The 14,779-nt window shown below is 71.7% G+C and carries 11 protein-coding genes; 1 reads left to right on the forward strand and 10 read right to left on the reverse strand.

All coding sequences use genetic code 11. From position 1 onward, the window contains the following. Positions 1–16: 16 nt before the first annotated feature. From QMG39_RS03135 to QMG39_RS03175, 9 genes are all read right to left on the reverse strand, one after another. A complete protein-coding gene (locus tag QMG39_RS03135) occupies positions 17–1,045 on the reverse strand; it encodes a LacI family DNA-binding transcriptional regulator (RefSeq protein WP_281882378.1) in 1,029 nt (342 codons plus the stop codon). Between the two features lie 98 nt (positions 1,046–1,143). Further along, entirely contained in the window at positions 1,144–2,043 is a 900-nt protein-coding gene (locus QMG39_RS03140) for a carbohydrate ABC transporter permease (protein WP_281882379.1), read from the reverse strand. Next, on the reverse strand, positions 2,040–3,002 hold the full coding sequence (locus QMG39_RS03145; RefSeq protein WP_281882380.1) for a carbohydrate ABC transporter permease: 963 nt from the start codon (positions 3,000–3,002) through the stop codon (positions 2,040–2,042). Before QMG39_RS03145 ends, QMG39_RS03140 begins: the two co-directional genes overlap by 4 nt. Before the next feature lie 68 nt (positions 3,003–3,070). Beyond that, a complete protein-coding gene (locus tag QMG39_RS03150) occupies positions 3,071–4,393 on the reverse strand; it encodes an ABC transporter substrate-binding protein (RefSeq protein ID WP_281882381.1) in 1,323 nt (440 codons plus the stop codon). A 75-nt stretch (positions 4,394–4,468) separates the two neighbouring features. Next, positions 4,469–6,583, reverse strand: coding sequence for a glycoside hydrolase family 36 protein (locus QMG39_RS03155; protein ID WP_281882382.1), 2,115 nt, complete (start codon positions 6,581–6,583; stop codon positions 4,469–4,471). Positions 6,584–6,819: 236 nt separating this feature from the next. After that, complete coding sequence (locus tag QMG39_RS03160; protein ID WP_281882383.1) at positions 6,820–9,438, reverse strand: FG-GAP repeat domain-containing protein; 2,619 nt, start codon at positions 9,436–9,438, stop codon at positions 6,820–6,822. A 97-nt stretch (positions 9,439–9,535) separates the two neighbouring features. After that, positions 9,536–9,973 carry a hypothetical protein gene (locus tag QMG39_RS03165; protein WP_281882384.1) on the reverse strand — a complete coding sequence of 146 codons (438 nt, stop codon included), beginning with the start codon at positions 9,971–9,973 and terminating at the stop codon, positions 9,536–9,538. Next, positions 9,970–10,755: an MBL fold metallo-hydrolase gene (locus tag QMG39_RS03170; protein ID WP_281882385.1), complete on the reverse strand. Its 786-nt coding sequence runs from the start codon at positions 10,753–10,755 to the stop codon at positions 9,970–9,972. The genes QMG39_RS03165 and QMG39_RS03170 overlap by 4 nt, the downstream gene beginning before the upstream one ends. Positions 10,756–10,920: 165 nt before the next feature. Further along, entirely contained in the window at positions 10,921–11,838 is a 918-nt protein-coding gene (locus QMG39_RS03175; RefSeq protein WP_281882386.1) for a DNA-formamidopyrimidine glycosylase family protein, read from the reverse strand. 168 nt (positions 11,839–12,006) lie between these two features. On the opposite strand from QMG39_RS03175, the gene QMG39_RS03180 reads away from it, so the two are divergent. Then, a complete protein-coding gene (locus QMG39_RS03180; protein WP_281882387.1) occupies positions 12,007–12,969 on the forward strand; it encodes an NAD(P)/FAD-dependent oxidoreductase in 963 nt (320 codons plus the stop codon). Between the two features lie 19 nt (positions 12,970–12,988). Here QMG39_RS03180 and QMG39_RS03185 read toward each other — a convergent pair whose 3' ends face one another. Further along, a complete protein-coding gene (locus QMG39_RS03185; RefSeq protein WP_281882388.1) occupies positions 12,989–14,749 on the reverse strand; it encodes a glycoside hydrolase family 35 protein in 1,761 nt (586 codons plus the stop codon). Positions 14,750–14,779 lie beyond the last annotated feature (30 nt).

Consider the following 14,779-nt stretch of genomic DNA (forward strand, 5'->3'; position numbering starts at 1 on the left):
TCGACGACGGCGCGCGCTAGCTCCGGCCGCGGCCCGCGGGAGGCGGCCCGCTGCTCTCGCGCACGACCAGTTCGGGCAGCTCGGAGGAGAACCGCTTCGCGTCCTCTCCCCGCATCGCATGCCGCAGCAGCTCGAACGCCCGCCCGCCGAGGCCGCCGAAGTCCTGCCGCACCGTCGTCAGGGCGGGCGACCACATCGCCGCGAGCGGGTGGTCGTCGAAGCCGACGACGCTGACGTCCTCGGGCACTCGGCGCCCCTCGTCGCTCAGCCCCTTGATCACGCCCATCGCGATCTCGTCGTTGCCGCAGAACACCGCGGTGACCTCCGGATCGCCGGCGATCTCGCGGCCGATGGCCCGGCCGGACTCGGGCGACCAGGTCGCCTCGAACACCTTGGGCGACTGGACGCCGGCACGCTTCAGCGCACGTCGCCAGCCGGTCGTGCGGCCGTCCTCGCGTCGCGACGGGGGGATGCGCACGTGGTGCACCGTGCGATGTCCGAGCTCGAGCAGGTGATCGGTCAGCGCCTCGGCGGCGCGCGTCTCGTCGAGCACCGCCTGCGGCACGTCGCGCACGCGCACGCCCGAGACGGCGACGAGCGGCACGTCGTGCGGGAGGTGGTTCAGGGTCGCGACGCCGGGCGGATCGAACTTCAGCACGACCACGCCGGCCGGGCTCTGGTCGCGCACCAGGTCCACGGCCCGCGACACGACCTCGTCGTCGACGCTCTCGACGACGGTGATGGTGACCGTGTAGCCGTCGGCCCTGGCCTCCTCCTCGATGCCGCGGATCGTCTCCGCGTACCCGTACTGCGAGGTGTTGCCGGCGACGATCGCGATGGTGCGCGACTGGCGCGACACGAGGGCACGGGCCGTGGCGCTCGGCCGGTAGTTGAGCTTCGCGATCGCGTCGAGGACGAGCTGCTCCTTCTCGGGGCGCACGCGGGCCGCGCCCGTGAGCACCCGCGAGACCGTCGGCACGGAGACCCCGGCGAGCCGCGCCACGTCGGCGATCACCGGCGGCTTGGGCGCCCCGTTCGCTGACATCCGGTTCCTCCTGGTGCGGGCATCGGCCGCGTGCCGCTCGCCCGCACCCAATTCTGGCCGCGAACCGCCAGAGCCCGCGACAGGAGGCAGCGCGCCGTCTATTTCACCGCTCCGCTCGTGATGCCCGAGATGATCTTCCGCTGGGCGAACACGAAGACGAGCAGCAGCGGCAGGCTCATCAGGATGATGTAGGCGAAGATCAGGTGCCAGTTCTGCAGGTACAGTCCGGCGCTCGCCACCTGGAACAGGTTCAGCGGCAGGGTGTCGAGCCGGCCGCCCACCACGAACAGCGCGTAGAACACGTCGTTCCAGATGTAGAGGCAGATCAGGATCGTCGCCGTCGCGAGCACGGGCATGAGCAGCGGCAGGATGATCCGCACGAACACCTTCACCGGTCCGGCGCCGTCCACGCGGGCGGCCTCCTCGAGCTCGTGCGGGATGGTGCGCACGAACCCGGTCACGAAGAAGATCACCGTCGACAGGTACATGCCCATGTACACGCCGATCATGCCGACCGGCGTGCCCGCGAGGCCGAGCTGGCGGAGGAGCAGCACGATCGTGACCACCGCGGGCGGGAGCACGATGCCGCTGATCGCGAGCGCGTAGATCACGGCGAGCATCCGGCTGCTCCGGCGTCCGAGGATCCAGGCCGCCATCGAGCCGAGGATCAGCACGCCGAGCACCGACGGCACCATTACCAGCAGGCTGCCGAGGAAGGCGAGCACCATGCGGCCGTCGGTGAACACCTCGGCGAAGTTCTGGAACAGCTGCCACTCGGTCGGCGGAGCCAGGTTCGGGTTCAGCGCCTCGGCCTGGTTCTTGCCCGCCGTGCTGATGACGAGCCAGAACGGCACGCCCAGCAGCAGCACGACCGCGAGGATCGTGGCGATGGGCTGCGCGATGCGCGCGAATGATCGGTGGCGGCGCGGGCCGGCGGGCCGAGCGGACGCCTGGGCCTCCCTGGACTCGGCGGTGGTGATCGCCCTGGTCGCGCTCACAGCACGTCCTCCCTCTTGCGCAGCACCCGGATGACCGGGAATGCCAGGATCGTCACCATCAGGAACAGGACCAGGCTCATCGTGGTCGCCTGGGCGAAGAGCCCCTGCCCGAAGGTGCGGAAGATGAAGATGTTCAGCAGCTCGGTCGTGCCGCCGGGGCCGCCCTCGGTGGTGGCCTGCACGATGTCGAATCCGTTCATCGACCCGAGCAGCGCGGTCGCGACGTTGAACGTGACCGCCGGCGCGAGGAGCGGGAAGCGGATGTGGGTGAACGTCTGCCACCAGCCGGCTCCGTCGAGGCGCGCGGCCTCCAGCACGTCGGCGCTGATCGTCTTGAGCCCCGCGAGGTAGATGAGCATCGACAGGCCCATCCACTTCCAGGCGTGCACGAGGGCCACGACCACGATGGTCCAGGTCGTGTCGCCGAGCCAGGCGATCGTCACGTCGGTGCCGGTGAGGAAGCTCAGGATCTCGTTGAGCGCACCCTCGGGCTTCAGCAGCGCCTGGAAGATGTAGCCGACCGCGAGGGCCGACATGATCACCGGCACGAAGAACGCCACGCGTGCTGCGCGGTTCAGCCGGGTGTCGCGCTCGAGCAGGAGCGCCAGCGCGAGCCCGAAGACGTTCTGGAAGATCGCGACGAGCACGGCGTAGACGAGCGTGACCCGGAGCGACGTGAGCAGCGTGCCGCTCGTGAACAGCGAGACGAAGTTGTCGAAGCCGACGAACCCGATCTCCGACTTGAAGCTCGACCAGTCGGTGAACGCGTAGACGAAGTTGAAGATCGTCGGCACGAAGAAGAAGATCACGAGCACTGCGAGCGCCGGGATCAGGAACCACAGCGGGTGGTCGACGCGGCGGCCGCGCTGCGCGCGCTGCTTCGGCGCGGGCGGGAACACCGCTGCCCGTTCGGACGTCGGATCGTCCTCGGAGACGACGATCGCTCTGGTGGCGGACACTGGTGCCCCTTTCGTGTGCGGTGCGGCCCTGCGCCGGGCGGGGCGGTCCGCCCGGCGCAGGGAGTGTGTCAGAAGCCCTCGGCGCCCTGCGCCTTGGCGAGCTCCGCGAACTGGTCCTGCGTCGACTGCGCGACCTGCTCCGGGGTCTTGGTGCCCTGGATCATGTCGGCGAGGAAGATGTACAGGTCCGGGTTGGCGATCGCGAGGGCCTGCATGGAGCCCACGGATGCCCCGAGCGAGTCGCTCACCTCGAGCAGCGCGCTCGGCACGGTCGACGGGGTCGACACCGCGTCCTGCAGCGAGACCGTGTCCTGCGCCTCGACGAAGTCGGCGTAGCCGTCGCCGAGCCAGAACGACATGAGCTGGCGTGCGGCGGCCTCGCGGGTCTCGTCACCGGTCTTGAAGGCGACCAGCGCGTTGCTCTGGTCGGGGATGAAGGTGCCCACGTTGCCCGACGGCGAGATCGGGAAGAAGCCGATCTTCTCGTCGAGCTCCTCGGTCGTCGCCTTGCTCTGCAGCTGGTTGAAGAACGAGTTCACCTGGATCACCATGGCCGCCTCGCCGGCGAGCAGGGCGTCGCCCTGGTCCTCGAAGGTCGCGGTCTTGATGTCGTCGTTGAACAGGCCCTCCTCGATGAGCGACTGGTACTCCTCGATCGCTCCGAGGATCGTCGGGTCGGTGAACGACTCCTCGTTGGCGTTCACGCGGTCCCAGAGGCCGTCGGCAGCGGCATCCGCCAGCTGCACCTGCACCCACCACTGGGTGGCCCAGCGGTCGCCGGCCATCTCGTAGAACGGCGTGACGCCCTGGTCCTTCAGCTCACGGCCGAGCTCGATGAACGAGTCCCAGTCGGTCGGCAGGTCGGTCACGCCGGCGTCGGCGAGCACCTCCTTGTTGTAGTAGACGCCCTCGACCGCGGGGGTCGTGATGAGCGTCGCGTACCGGGTGCCGTCGAGGATGCCGGTGATGTCCTGGAGGTCGGGCGCCATCGAGTCGATCCAGGGGGCGCCGTCGAGCGACTGCAGGTTCGTCGTCGCGTTCAGCGCGGTCAGCTGCGACGCGGTCGGCTGCCAGAACGCGATGTCCGGCTTGTCGCCGGTCGCGACCTTGGTCTGGATGCCCTGCTCGTACGGGTCCGGGATGGTCACGACGTCGACCGAGGCGCCAGTGAGCTCCTCGAAGCTCGCGACCACCGACTCGGGCACGGTGTTGGAGTTCTGGGCGGCCCAGATGGTCAGCTCGACGCCCGAGAGGTCGGTGTCCTGCGCGGGCCACTCGGCGGGCGTGCTGTCACCCGAGCCGCTGTCGGATGCGGTGGGGTCGCTGCAGCCCGAGAGCAGCAGCGCGGCGGATGCGGCGGCGGCCGCGATGCCGACGAGAGTCTTCTTCATTGAACTTCTCTTTCTGTGTGAGGGTATCCCGTCGCCGGAAGGCGCCGGTGGTGGTGGTGGAAATGGGCAGGATCGTCACTCGGTGCGCGGTACGACCCGGAAGGTCCGTGCCGTCGTGCCTGCTCTGGCCGGCCGGACCGTGAGTCTCCCCTCCTCTCGGTTCCAGTCGGTCGTCCACGGCTCCAGCCCCGCGGGGAAGAGCGTCTCGACGACCAGGTCGCGGTCGCGGTAGTGAGGGAGTTCGAGGTCGATCGGGTCGCCGCCGTCACGGCTCCACACCGAGACGAGTGCGCCGCCGTCGTCCGCGAGCCCGAGGGCGACCGGCGCCTCGGACGCGGGGATGCCCGCGGGCCAGAACGGCGCCGACCTGCGGATCGTGTCGCGCAGCCGCTTGGCCGTGTCGACGGCCTCGCCGACGAGGTCGCGCTGGGCCGGCGACATCCGGTTCAGGTACCCGGAGAGGTAGAAGCGGCCGAGCAGGCCGGTGACGAGGCAGAAGGCGACCTCCTCGTCGTCCATCTCGGGCTGCGGGTACGCCCAGTTCGCGGCCTGCTCGGGGAGCATCGAGACCGGCGCGGCCGAGGCGATCGGCGGGTACAGGCGGTAGTCCTGCTGGTCGGAGGTCGACTGCATCTGCAGGCGGGAGAGCATCGCGAAGTCCATGCGCATGGCACCCGACGAGCAGTTCTCGATGATGAGGTCGGGGTGCCGCTCGTGCATCGCGTCGAGCCACGCGAGATGCGCCCGGTTGTGCAGCAGGAGGCCGTGGCCCGCGCTGTCGGCGTGCAGGTCGGTGCCCGCGCCCGGATTGACGTTGTAGTCGAACTTGAAGAACCCGATCCCGAACTCGGCGACCAGGCGGTCGACCACGGCGTCCAGGTGCGCCACGACCGCGGGGTGCCGCAGGTCGAGGTGGTAGCGCTCGTGCTCCTCGACCCGCTCGCCGGCGCGCTGCAGGAACGCATCCGCGGGCAGCCGGGCGGCGAGCGGGCTGCGCACGCCGACCACCTCGGGCTCGAGCCAGAGGCCGGGCACCATGCCGCGGGAGCGGATGTGCTCGATCACCTCGCCGAGCCCGCCCGGGAAGCGCACCGTCGACGGCTCCCACGCGCCGACGCTCCCCCACCAGGAGCCGCTGTCGTCGTACCAGCCCGCGTCGATGCAGAAGACCTCCGCGCCGACCGCGGCTGCGGCATCGATGAGCGGCAGCAGCCGCTCGGTGGTGGGGTCGCCGTTGAGCGTGTTCATGTAGTCGTTGAAGACCACCGGCATGCGCTCGTTGTCGACGTGCGCGCGTCGCGTGCGCCGGCGGAAGTCGGTCAGCTGCGCGATCGCGGCGGTGAGGTCGGTCGCGAGCGAGATCGTGACGGGCACGGTGGTGAAGCGCTCGCCCGGGGCCAGCCGCTGCAGGAACGCGTGGTCGCGATCGGTCGGCCCCGACAGTGCGAAGACGCCGCCGCTGCGGTTCTCGCCGACCTCCCAGCGCCACCCGCCGTTGTGCTCGACCTGCCAGATCCAGGCGGCCCCGTGCTCGGTCGACTCGACTCCGGCCACGGGGAGCGATCCCCCGGTGGACCAGGTGCCGTACGAGGCGGCGCCGAGGCTCGTGCGTCGGTCGTGGCCGGTCAGGTCCTCGCGGATGCCCGGCAGGCCGGCCTCGCGCAGCGAGCGCAGGGTCCAGCGGCTCTCGCCGAGCCACTCGCCGGTGCCGCTCAGGAGGTCCCACGACTCGAAGCCGGTTCCCGCGTCCTCCTCGCCGGCGGGGGCGTCGCCCATGGCCGAGCTCCAGCTCGCCACCGAGCGGAGGAGCACCGGCGAGTCGCCGACGTTCTCGAGCTCGACGTGCGCCCGCACGCTGCCGACGCCGATCGGCGACTCCAGCACGATCGTCGCCTCGAGCGCGTGCACGTCGTCGCGCTGGGTGATGCGGAGGCGGCGGAGGCCTCCGTCAGACTCCTCGGAGTGGCCGGCGTACCGCATCGAGCGGCCCACCTGCGTGTGGTCGAGCCGGTCGGAGGCCGGCTCGTGGCCTGCACCGACGGTGAGCACCTCGACGAACGGCACCGGCTCGGCGATCGTGACGCTCGCCCCGCCCGCGGCGGCGACGTGGAGGCCGACCGGCCGCGAGTCGTCCCAGGCGAACCCGAGTGCGAACCCGAGCGGGTCGTGGCCCCAGTGCAGCGTCTTCATCGAGCGGCTTCCCCATCATCGCGGAGGTGGTCATCGGTCCGTGCCGAGCGATCGGCACCGCCTCAGTATGATATCGATTTCAGAATGACGCAACCCCAGATCTGAAATCGGTATCAAACACCGTCGTCCGCAGCAGAGTGCTGCATCGATCGTGACGCGACCCGGCGCGCGCGGGCGCGATCAGGAGCGGCTGAAATCGTTACCGGCCTTCGGGTCCGGTCCTCCGGCGGACGCGACTAGCGCGTGCCGTAGCGCGCCCGCACGTCCTCGAGGTTCGTGCAGAAGGACTCGTGGTTCCAGCCGTCGGTCCAGAAGGTCGAGCGCCAGAGGCTGCACTGGTACGGCCACCCGTCGAGTCCCGCCATCACCTCGTACGGCTCGGCCCCGAGATTGCACGTGGTCGCGTCCCAGCCCGAGACGCACCCGGGCGTGGGGTCCTCGAAGAGTTGCTTCAGCAACGACTCCGGCACCTTCGGGGCGACCGTGATCTCGAGCACGAAGCCCTCGTCGGCGTAGTCGCACTGCTGCGCGCTCTCGCAGGAGGTCACCCAGAGGCTGTAGTCGTTGCCGTCGTGCGAGTACGGGCAGTAGTCCGACTCGCACTCGGCGATGACCCAGCCGGTGCAGATCTCGAGCACGCCGCACGGGTGCGGCAGCGTCGGGGTGAGGGTCTGCCAGATCCAGGTCGAGTAGGCCCGTTCGTTGGCGTTCACCACGGAGGCCCACCCGGGGTCACCGCTGGTGAACTGCGTCCACGTGCCGTTGCCGTAGAGCGTGCCGACGGTGCTGAGCAGCCCGTAGTCGGCGACGATCTGCGCCTTCGCCTGCTCGTTCGCCGTCTCGGCGGTGCCCCACCAGGCGCCGATCGCCCCCTCGAGCTCGAGGTAGGTGCCCTCGAACGCGGAGTTCGCATTCTGTCCCTGCGAGGCCCCGAACGACGCGGCGGCGTCGAGCGCGCCGAGCGCGAACTGCAGGCCGGGTTCGCCGAGGTTCGACGCGGCGTCGGCGAAGCCCGCGAGCATCACGAGCAGGTTCGCGAGGATCGACGATGCGTTCGACTGCGTGGTCTCGTACTCGAGGTGCTGTGCCGTCGTGTCGGAGTCCTTCAGCAACGTCACCGTGTCGATCAGCACCGTCAGGTTCGACGACGCGGTGGCCGCGGCCTTCGCCCAGGTCAGCTCGCTCACGATCTGCGTCTGCACCTGGTTCCACGTGGCATCCGGCATGCCATCGGGCTGCGTGACCTTCGGCACGGCCTTGATCCAGTTGTCGAGGTCCGAAGCGGAGGCGTCGTACTTGCTGCGGATGTCGTCGGTCGTAACGTCGATGCCGTGGCTGATGATCTCGTACGCCGTGAGCGCGGCGCCGGTGAAGGTCGGGAACGCGGCCGACGGGGAGGTCCAGCTGCCGGCTCTGGCGTCGAAGCGGTAGGTCTGGATGCCGTTCGGGCCGCGCCCGATGAGGTCGGCGCGGGCCGCGTTCGCCGAGCCGGGCTGGCCGTTCGCGGTCACCCCGTCGACATCGACCGCCTGGATCGTCTCGTAGTAGCGCGGCAGGTCCCAGCCGAGGGTGTCGGTGAAGCCGGGGCCGTCGACGTGCTGCTCGTTCGCCCACCTCTTGCTCGACGCCGTGAAGCCCCACGCGACCATGGTCAGGTTGTCGCGCGCGATGATCTCGTCGCGGCCGTCGCCGTCGATGTCGGCGCCCTGGATGGTCGCGTACCGGTTCGCACCGGCCCACCCGTTGCCGTTGCTGAACGCAGTGAGCTCGGGCAGCTCCGTCCAGGTGCCGGCGTTCTTCCTGCCGGTCGCGTCGGCGAACTCGTACGCGTGCAGGCCGCTGGTGCCGCGGCCGATGATCTCGTGGTCGCCGTCGCCGTCGAGGTCGGCGGTCTGGATGGTCGAGTAGAACTCCTCCTGGTTCCAGTGCCCGGAGTCGGTGAAGGGGCCGGATGCCGCGAGCTCGGTCCAGGTGCCGCCCTCGAGGCCCCACACCTGGATGCCGGCACCGCTGCGGCCGAAGATCTCCGCCTCGCCGTCGCCGTCGAGGTCGGCCGCCTGGATGGTCGAGTAGTACGCGGGGCCGCCCCACCCGCTCGCGTCGGTGAACTCGGGGAACGACGTCACCGACCACCCCGTGCCGTCGAACGAGCTGACGATGACGGCAGCCGCGGCGCGGCCGAAGAGCTCGTCGCGCCCGTCGCCGTCGAGGTCGGCCGCCTGCAGCGTGGCGTAGTACTGCGGCACGTCCCAGCCCGACGAGGTGGCGTACTCGTGCAGCTGCGGGAGGTCCTGCCAGGACGCGTCCTCGAGCGAGTTCGCCGGCGGCACGAGGCGCACGGCCGTCACGCCCTCGTAGTTGCGCGAGTAGATCTCGTCGCGGCCGTCGCCGTCGAGGTCGGCCGTGCCGATCGTCTCGTAGTACTCCTTCTGGTTCCACCCGGCGTCGTCGGACCACTCGATCTCGTTCGACGTGACGATCGGCGTCCACTGCCCGGCCGTCTGGTCGAAGTCCCACGCCTCGATGCCCCGCACCGAGCGCCCGATGAGTTCCGCGTCGCCGTCGCCGTCGAGGTCGCCGGTCTGGATCGTCTCGTAGTTCTCCGACGAGCCCCACTGGCCGTCGCCCCACGACGGCAGGGCGTAGGCGGGCTCGGTGTCGGGGGTGGCGACGGTCGGCGCGGGCGTCGCGCCCAGTGCGTTGCCTCCGCCCGTGCCCGTGCCCGACTGCTGCCCGACCGCCTTGCCCTTCGCCCCGGGGTCGTCGGAGGACCCGCCCGGCGCAGCCGTCGCGGGCGCGGCTGCGGAGACCAGCAGCCCCGCGATGACGACGGTCGAGACTGCGATGCGATGCATGGTTCCCCCTGAGCGCACGGGCCCCCGCCCGCGGTTCACCCAGTGTGGCCGAGTCCGGCGGTGCACGACAAGTGTCGACGGAGCGTCCGGATCCGGGTCACGCGTCGAGCAGGTCGCGGATCCACCGCGGCCCGACCGTGCGCACCTCGTCATCGAGTCGCGCGCGCAGCCCGCGATCGGCCGTCACGACGACGGTGAGGGCAGCGGATGCCACGAGCCCGCCCGCGACCTCGACGATCGCGCCGTCCCCGTCAGCGGGGGCGCGCACCACGTCGATGCCCTCGACGTCGGCGACCGCCTTCGCCTGCCCCTCGACGACCGCGACGATGCGCGCGATGCGCGCGGTTCCGGGCTGCGTCGGCTCAGGGGCATCCGTACCGTGCACCTCGACGACGTCGCCGACGAGCCCCGGCATGCCCGCGAGCAGCCGCGCCGCCGCCCCGGCCCGGTCGCGCCACCACCCGTCGGGCCGCGCGCCCATCACGTTCGCGACGTCGACCACGACGACCGCGTCCGGCGCGACCTCCGCGCTCACCAGGCGGCACCGGCGGCGAGGGCGGCGTCGACCGCGGCCGACGCCGGGCCGATCCACGCCTCGCCGTGGCCGGGCACGAGCGTGCGTGCGTGCGAGTCGCGCAGCAGGTCGAGCGACTCGCGCGCCCACTCCACGTCGTGCTGGTAGATCGAGGGCGGCAGCTGCGGCCCCGGCTCCGGCGAGGTCGGATGCCGCGTGACGAGGGCATCGCCCGCGGCGAGCACCCCCTCGTCGCTGAACTCGTAGGCGACGTGGCCCGACGTGTGCCCCGCGACGCGCAGCACCCGCGGCCGGCCCGGCACCGCGACTCCGACGCCGTTCTCGGGGAGCACCGTCGCGACCGGCACCCCGAGGTCGGCGCGACCGCGCAGCAGCGGCGCGATGCCGAGCGCCCACGACAGCACTCCCGGGCGCAGGGCGTTGGCCACGACGTCGCCCGCCCCGGCCTGCTCGAGCACGTCACGATGGAGGTTCGGCAGCTCCGCGGCATCCGCGTGCACCGGCGTGCCGTACGTCTCGGCCAGCCAGGCCGCGCCGCCCAGGTGGTCGGCGTGCGCGTGCGTGAGGAGCACCGCGTCGACGTCGTCGGGGCGGCACCCGACCGCCGCGAGCGAGGCGACGAGCAGCTTGCGCTGCCCCAGGTACCCGGAGTCGACGAGCGTCACCCCGTCGGGCCCGGCGTAGATCAGCCAGTTCACGTGCTCGGTGTGCGCGAGGTGCACGTGCTCGCCGATGCGATCGACGCGGATGCCCCTCGGCAACAGCCCGTTCGACTCCCCCACCGCGCCCCCTCGCATGTGTGCCGCGGCATCCCTGCCACTGCCCCCGCCTCGACGCTAGTCCCCATTCGTGCACGAATCGCGCCGAGCCTGCAGGTTTCGCTGTTCTGGGGGCGCAGAACGACGAAACGTGCAGGCTCGGCGGCGGGAGGCGGCGGGCGGAGGCCGTCAGTCGGCGGATGCCTCGCGCAACGGGAGCACCTCGCCGCCGGTCTGGCACGTGGGGCAGTACTGCGCCGTCGTGCTCGCGAACGTGAAGTCGCGGATCGTGTCGCCGCACCGGGGGCACGGCTCGCCCGCGCGGCCGTGCACGCGCATGGCGGCGACCTTGGCGGCCTTGAGGGCGGCGATGCGGATGCCCCGGCGGGCCGCGATCGCGTCGCGGATCACCTCGACGGTCGCGGCGAAGAGCCCGTCGCGCTCGGCGTCGGCGAGCGCCGCGGCGTGCACGACCGGCGACACGCGAGCCGCGTGCAGGATCTCGTCGGAGTACGCGTTGCCGATGCCGGCGATCGACTCCTGCTCCTGCAGCACGGCCTTCACCTGCTTGCGGCGGGCGCCGAACGCGCGGTCGAAGTCCTCGCGGGTGAACGCCGGGTCGGCCGGGTCGGGCCCGAGCTTCGCCACGGCGGGCACCTCGCGGGGATCGTCGACCACCCAGCATCCGAGTGAGATCCAGCCGCCGGCGTCGGTCAGTTCGAGGGTCGCGCCGTCGTCGAACGCGAGGGCGGCGAGGGCGGGCGGCGGCGGCTCGGCGGGGCCGGTCGGCCCAGCAGCATCCGTCGCATTGCTCGCACCCGTCGCCTCACCCGCATCCGTCACCTCACCGGCATCCGCCCCGCCCCACCGGGCCCAGCCGTGCCGTCCGAGCGAGACGACCAGGTGCGCCCCGCTCGCGAACGCGAGGTCGAGCAGCTTGCCGTGCCGCGTCACCGCGGCGACCCGGTCGCCGACCAGCGTCTGCAGCGGCCGCGCCCGCGTCTTCTGCACGCGGAACTCGAGCACGTCCGCGTCGGCGAGCGCGCGCCCGGCCAGCCGCGCGCCGACCTCCTCGGCGAGCGCCTGCACCTCCGGCGACTCCGGCATGCCGCCAGCCTCGCACACCCCGCCGACCCCGGCCTCGCCGAATCCCGGCCCGCCCCCTCCCATCCCGCCGCAGGTGCGAATACTGTGGAACTGGACGATGGTGACCACGCATTGCGCACCTGCGAGATCCCGGCCGATTCCACCGACCGGACACGAAGGAGGGGACTCGTGACGGATGCCTCAGCGCCCCAGCGCCACGACTGGGACGTCATCGTGGTCGGCGGCGGTGCCGCCGGCCTCAGCGCCGCGCTCATCCTCGGGCGGGCGCGCCGCCGCACGCTCGTGATCGACGCCGGCACGCCGCGCAACCAGACGGCCGAGCACATGCACGGCGTGCTCGGGCGCGACCAGACCCCGCCCGGCGACCTGCTCGCCGCCGGCCGCGCCGAGCTCACGCGCTACGACGTGTCGGTCGCCTCGGGCAGCGTGACGACCGCCAGCTCGTTCGCCGACGAGGTGCCCGGCTTCGAGGTGCTCCTCGCCTCCGGGCACCGGTACACCGCGCGGCGCCTGCTCGTCGCGACCGGCCTCGTCGACGCGCTCCCCGAGATCCCCGGCCTGCCCGAGCAGTGGGGGCGCGGGGTGTTCATGTGCCCGTACTGCGACGGCTGGGAGCAGCGCGGCCGCCGCGTCGCCGTGCTCGGCACGGTACGGCCCGACCCGTTCCAGGCGCAGCTCATGCGCCAGGTCGCCGACGATGTCGCATTCCTCGCGAACGGCGCCACGGTCTCCGAGCGCGTGCGCACCGAGCTCGACGCGCGCGACATCGCGCTCGAGGAGGCCGTGGTCGAGCGTGTGCTGGCCGACGAGAGCGGGCAGCTCACGGGCATCCGCTTCGCCGACGGCCACGAGCGCGCCGTGGACGTGCTCTTCGTCGCGCCGAGGTCGGTGCCGAGCGATGCGGTGCTGCGACACCTCTCGGCGCGCACCATGCGCGAGCAGGGCGTGAGCTGGACCCTCGTCGACGACCAGGGACAGACCACCGTGCGCGGCCTCTACGCCGCCGGCAACGTGATCGCGTCGAAGGCGTCGGTGCCGTGGTCGATGGCGTCGGGCTCGATGGCGGGCACCGCGATCAACGCCGACCTCGTGGGCGAGGACGTGCGCCGCGCGGTCGCCGGCGCCGAGTGACGCCGGCCTCGGTCGGGGGTCAGACCTCGGTGTGGCCGAGGTCGGGCTGCGCGGCGAATCTCGCGGATGCGTCGGCCATGGCCTCGAACTCGAGCACGACCAGCTCGTTCGAGCCGGCGCGCGTCACCGGTCCCGGCACGACGAGCGTGCGCTGAGGGCCGCGCCGCCAGTAGCGTCCGAGCAGGAATCCGTTGACCCAGACGACGCCCTTGCCCCAACCGGTGGTGTCGAGGTAGAGGTCGGCGGGCGCCTCGAGCGTGAACCCGGCCGTGGCGAATCGTGGTCCGGATACCGACGTCGCACCCGACTCCTCCGTGCGCACCAGTTCGAGCCCCGGCACCCGGTCGAGGTCGAGCGGCCGCACGGTCCACCCGCGTACCGGCTCGCCGTCGACGGCGATCCCGCCGATGAGGCCCTTGTGCTCGCCGATCCGCGTGCCGTAGTTCACGCGCCCCTGGTCCTCGACTACCAGGGTGAGGTCGCCGGACGCCCGCGGCAGCGCGATCGCGCGCTCGTGCGCGTCGCGCGCGAGCACGCCGACGGGTTCGCCGTCGAGCAGTACCCAGGCGCGATCGCGCACCTCGTCGCCGACGACGAGCGTGCCGGGCCGCGAGCCGTCGAGGCGTGCGTCGAACACTGCGAACCCCCGGTCGTGCCCGAGGTCGTCGAAGGTCGGCAGGTCAAGGTGAGCGGATGCCTCGCCCAGCCCGTCGAGCACGTCGAGCAGGCTCGGACCCGGCCGGAGCGCCACGGTCAGCTCCGGGGCATCCGGCCGCCCCTCGGGCACCTCGGCGGGCACCTCGGCGTAGCGTGCGATCACCTCACGGAACGCGAAGTACTTCTCGGTCGGGTATCCGCTCTCGTCGAGCGGGGCGTCGTAGTCGTAGCTCGTCGTGATCGGCGCGTAGCGGCCCTTGTCGTTGGCGCCGTTGGTCAGGCCGAAGTTCGTGCCGCCGTGGAACATGTAGACGTTGACGGACCCGCCGGCGGCGAGCAGCGCGTCGAGCTCGGCGGCCGAGGCGGACGCATCCGTCGTGTGGTGGTGGGAGCCCCAGTCGTCGAACCAACCGCACCAGAACTCCATGCACATCAGCGGCCCGGTGGGCTGGAACTCGCGCAGCGTCGCGAGGCGCTCGGTGGTCCGCGACCCGAACGAGCCGGTCAGGTGCAGGCCCGGCAGGCTGCCGTCCGCGAGCATCTGCGGGGTGGGCTGATCGATGGTGTTGAGGGGCACGGTGATGCCGGACGCGCGGGTGGTCTCGACGAGCGCCCGCAGGTAGTCCTTGTCGGACCCGTACGCGCCGTACTCGTTCTCGATCTGCACGAGGATCACCGGGCCGCCGCGGTCGACCTGGCGCGGCGCGACGATCTCGTAGACGCGACGCAGGTACGACGTCACCGCCGCGAGGTAGTGCGGCTCGCTGCGGCGCACGCCCACCTCGGGGTCGCGGAACAGCCATGCGGGGAGGCCGCCGTTGTCGAACTCGGCGCAGATGTACGGACCGGGGCGCACGATCGCCTGCATGCCCGCGGCCGCGACGAGGTCGAGGAAGCGTCCGAGGTCGAGGCCGCCGTCGGCCACCCACTCGCCGCGGCGCGGCTCGTGGAGGTTCCACGGCACGTAGGTCTCGATGGTATTGAGTCCCATCAGCCGCGCACTGCGGATGCGGTCGGCCCAGAGCTCGGGGTGCACGCGGAAGTAGTGCAGCGCGCCCGCGAGGATGCGGAACGGATGCCCGTCGAGCTCGAAGTCGGTGGGGCCGATGACGAAGCGGCTCATGTTGCTCCAGTGGTGGGGACGGGATGGGCC

The organism is Agromyces rhizosphaerae (assembly GCF_027925245.1).
GTDB lineage: Bacteria > Actinomycetota > Actinomycetes > Actinomycetales > Microbacteriaceae > Agromyces > Agromyces rhizosphaerae.

Bases quoted from the DNA above. Each gene is read 5' to 3' on its own strand.
- QMG39_RS03135 (WP_281882378.1), bottom strand. From the start codon at position 1,045: ATGTCAGCGAACGGGGCGCCCAAGCCGCCGGTGATCGCCGACGTGGCG.
- QMG39_RS03150 (WP_281882381.1), bottom strand. From the start codon at position 4,393: ATGAAGAAGACTCTCGTCGGCATCGCGGCCGCCGCCGCATCCGCCGCG.
- QMG39_RS03155 (WP_281882382.1), bottom strand. From the start codon at position 6,583: ATGAAGACGCTGCACTGGGGCCACGACCCGCTCGGGTTCGCACTCGGG.
- QMG39_RS03160 (WP_281882383.1), bottom strand. From the start codon at position 9,438: ATGCATCGCATCGCAGTCTCGACCGTCGTCATCGCGGGGCTGCTGGTC.
- QMG39_RS03175 (WP_281882386.1), bottom strand. From the start codon at position 11,838: ATGCCGGAGTCGCCGGAGGTGCAGGCGCTCGCCGAGGAGGTCGGCGCG.
- QMG39_RS03185 (WP_281882388.1), bottom strand. From the start codon at position 14,749: ATGAGCCGCTTCGTCATCGGCCCCACCGACTTCGAGCTCGACGGGCAT.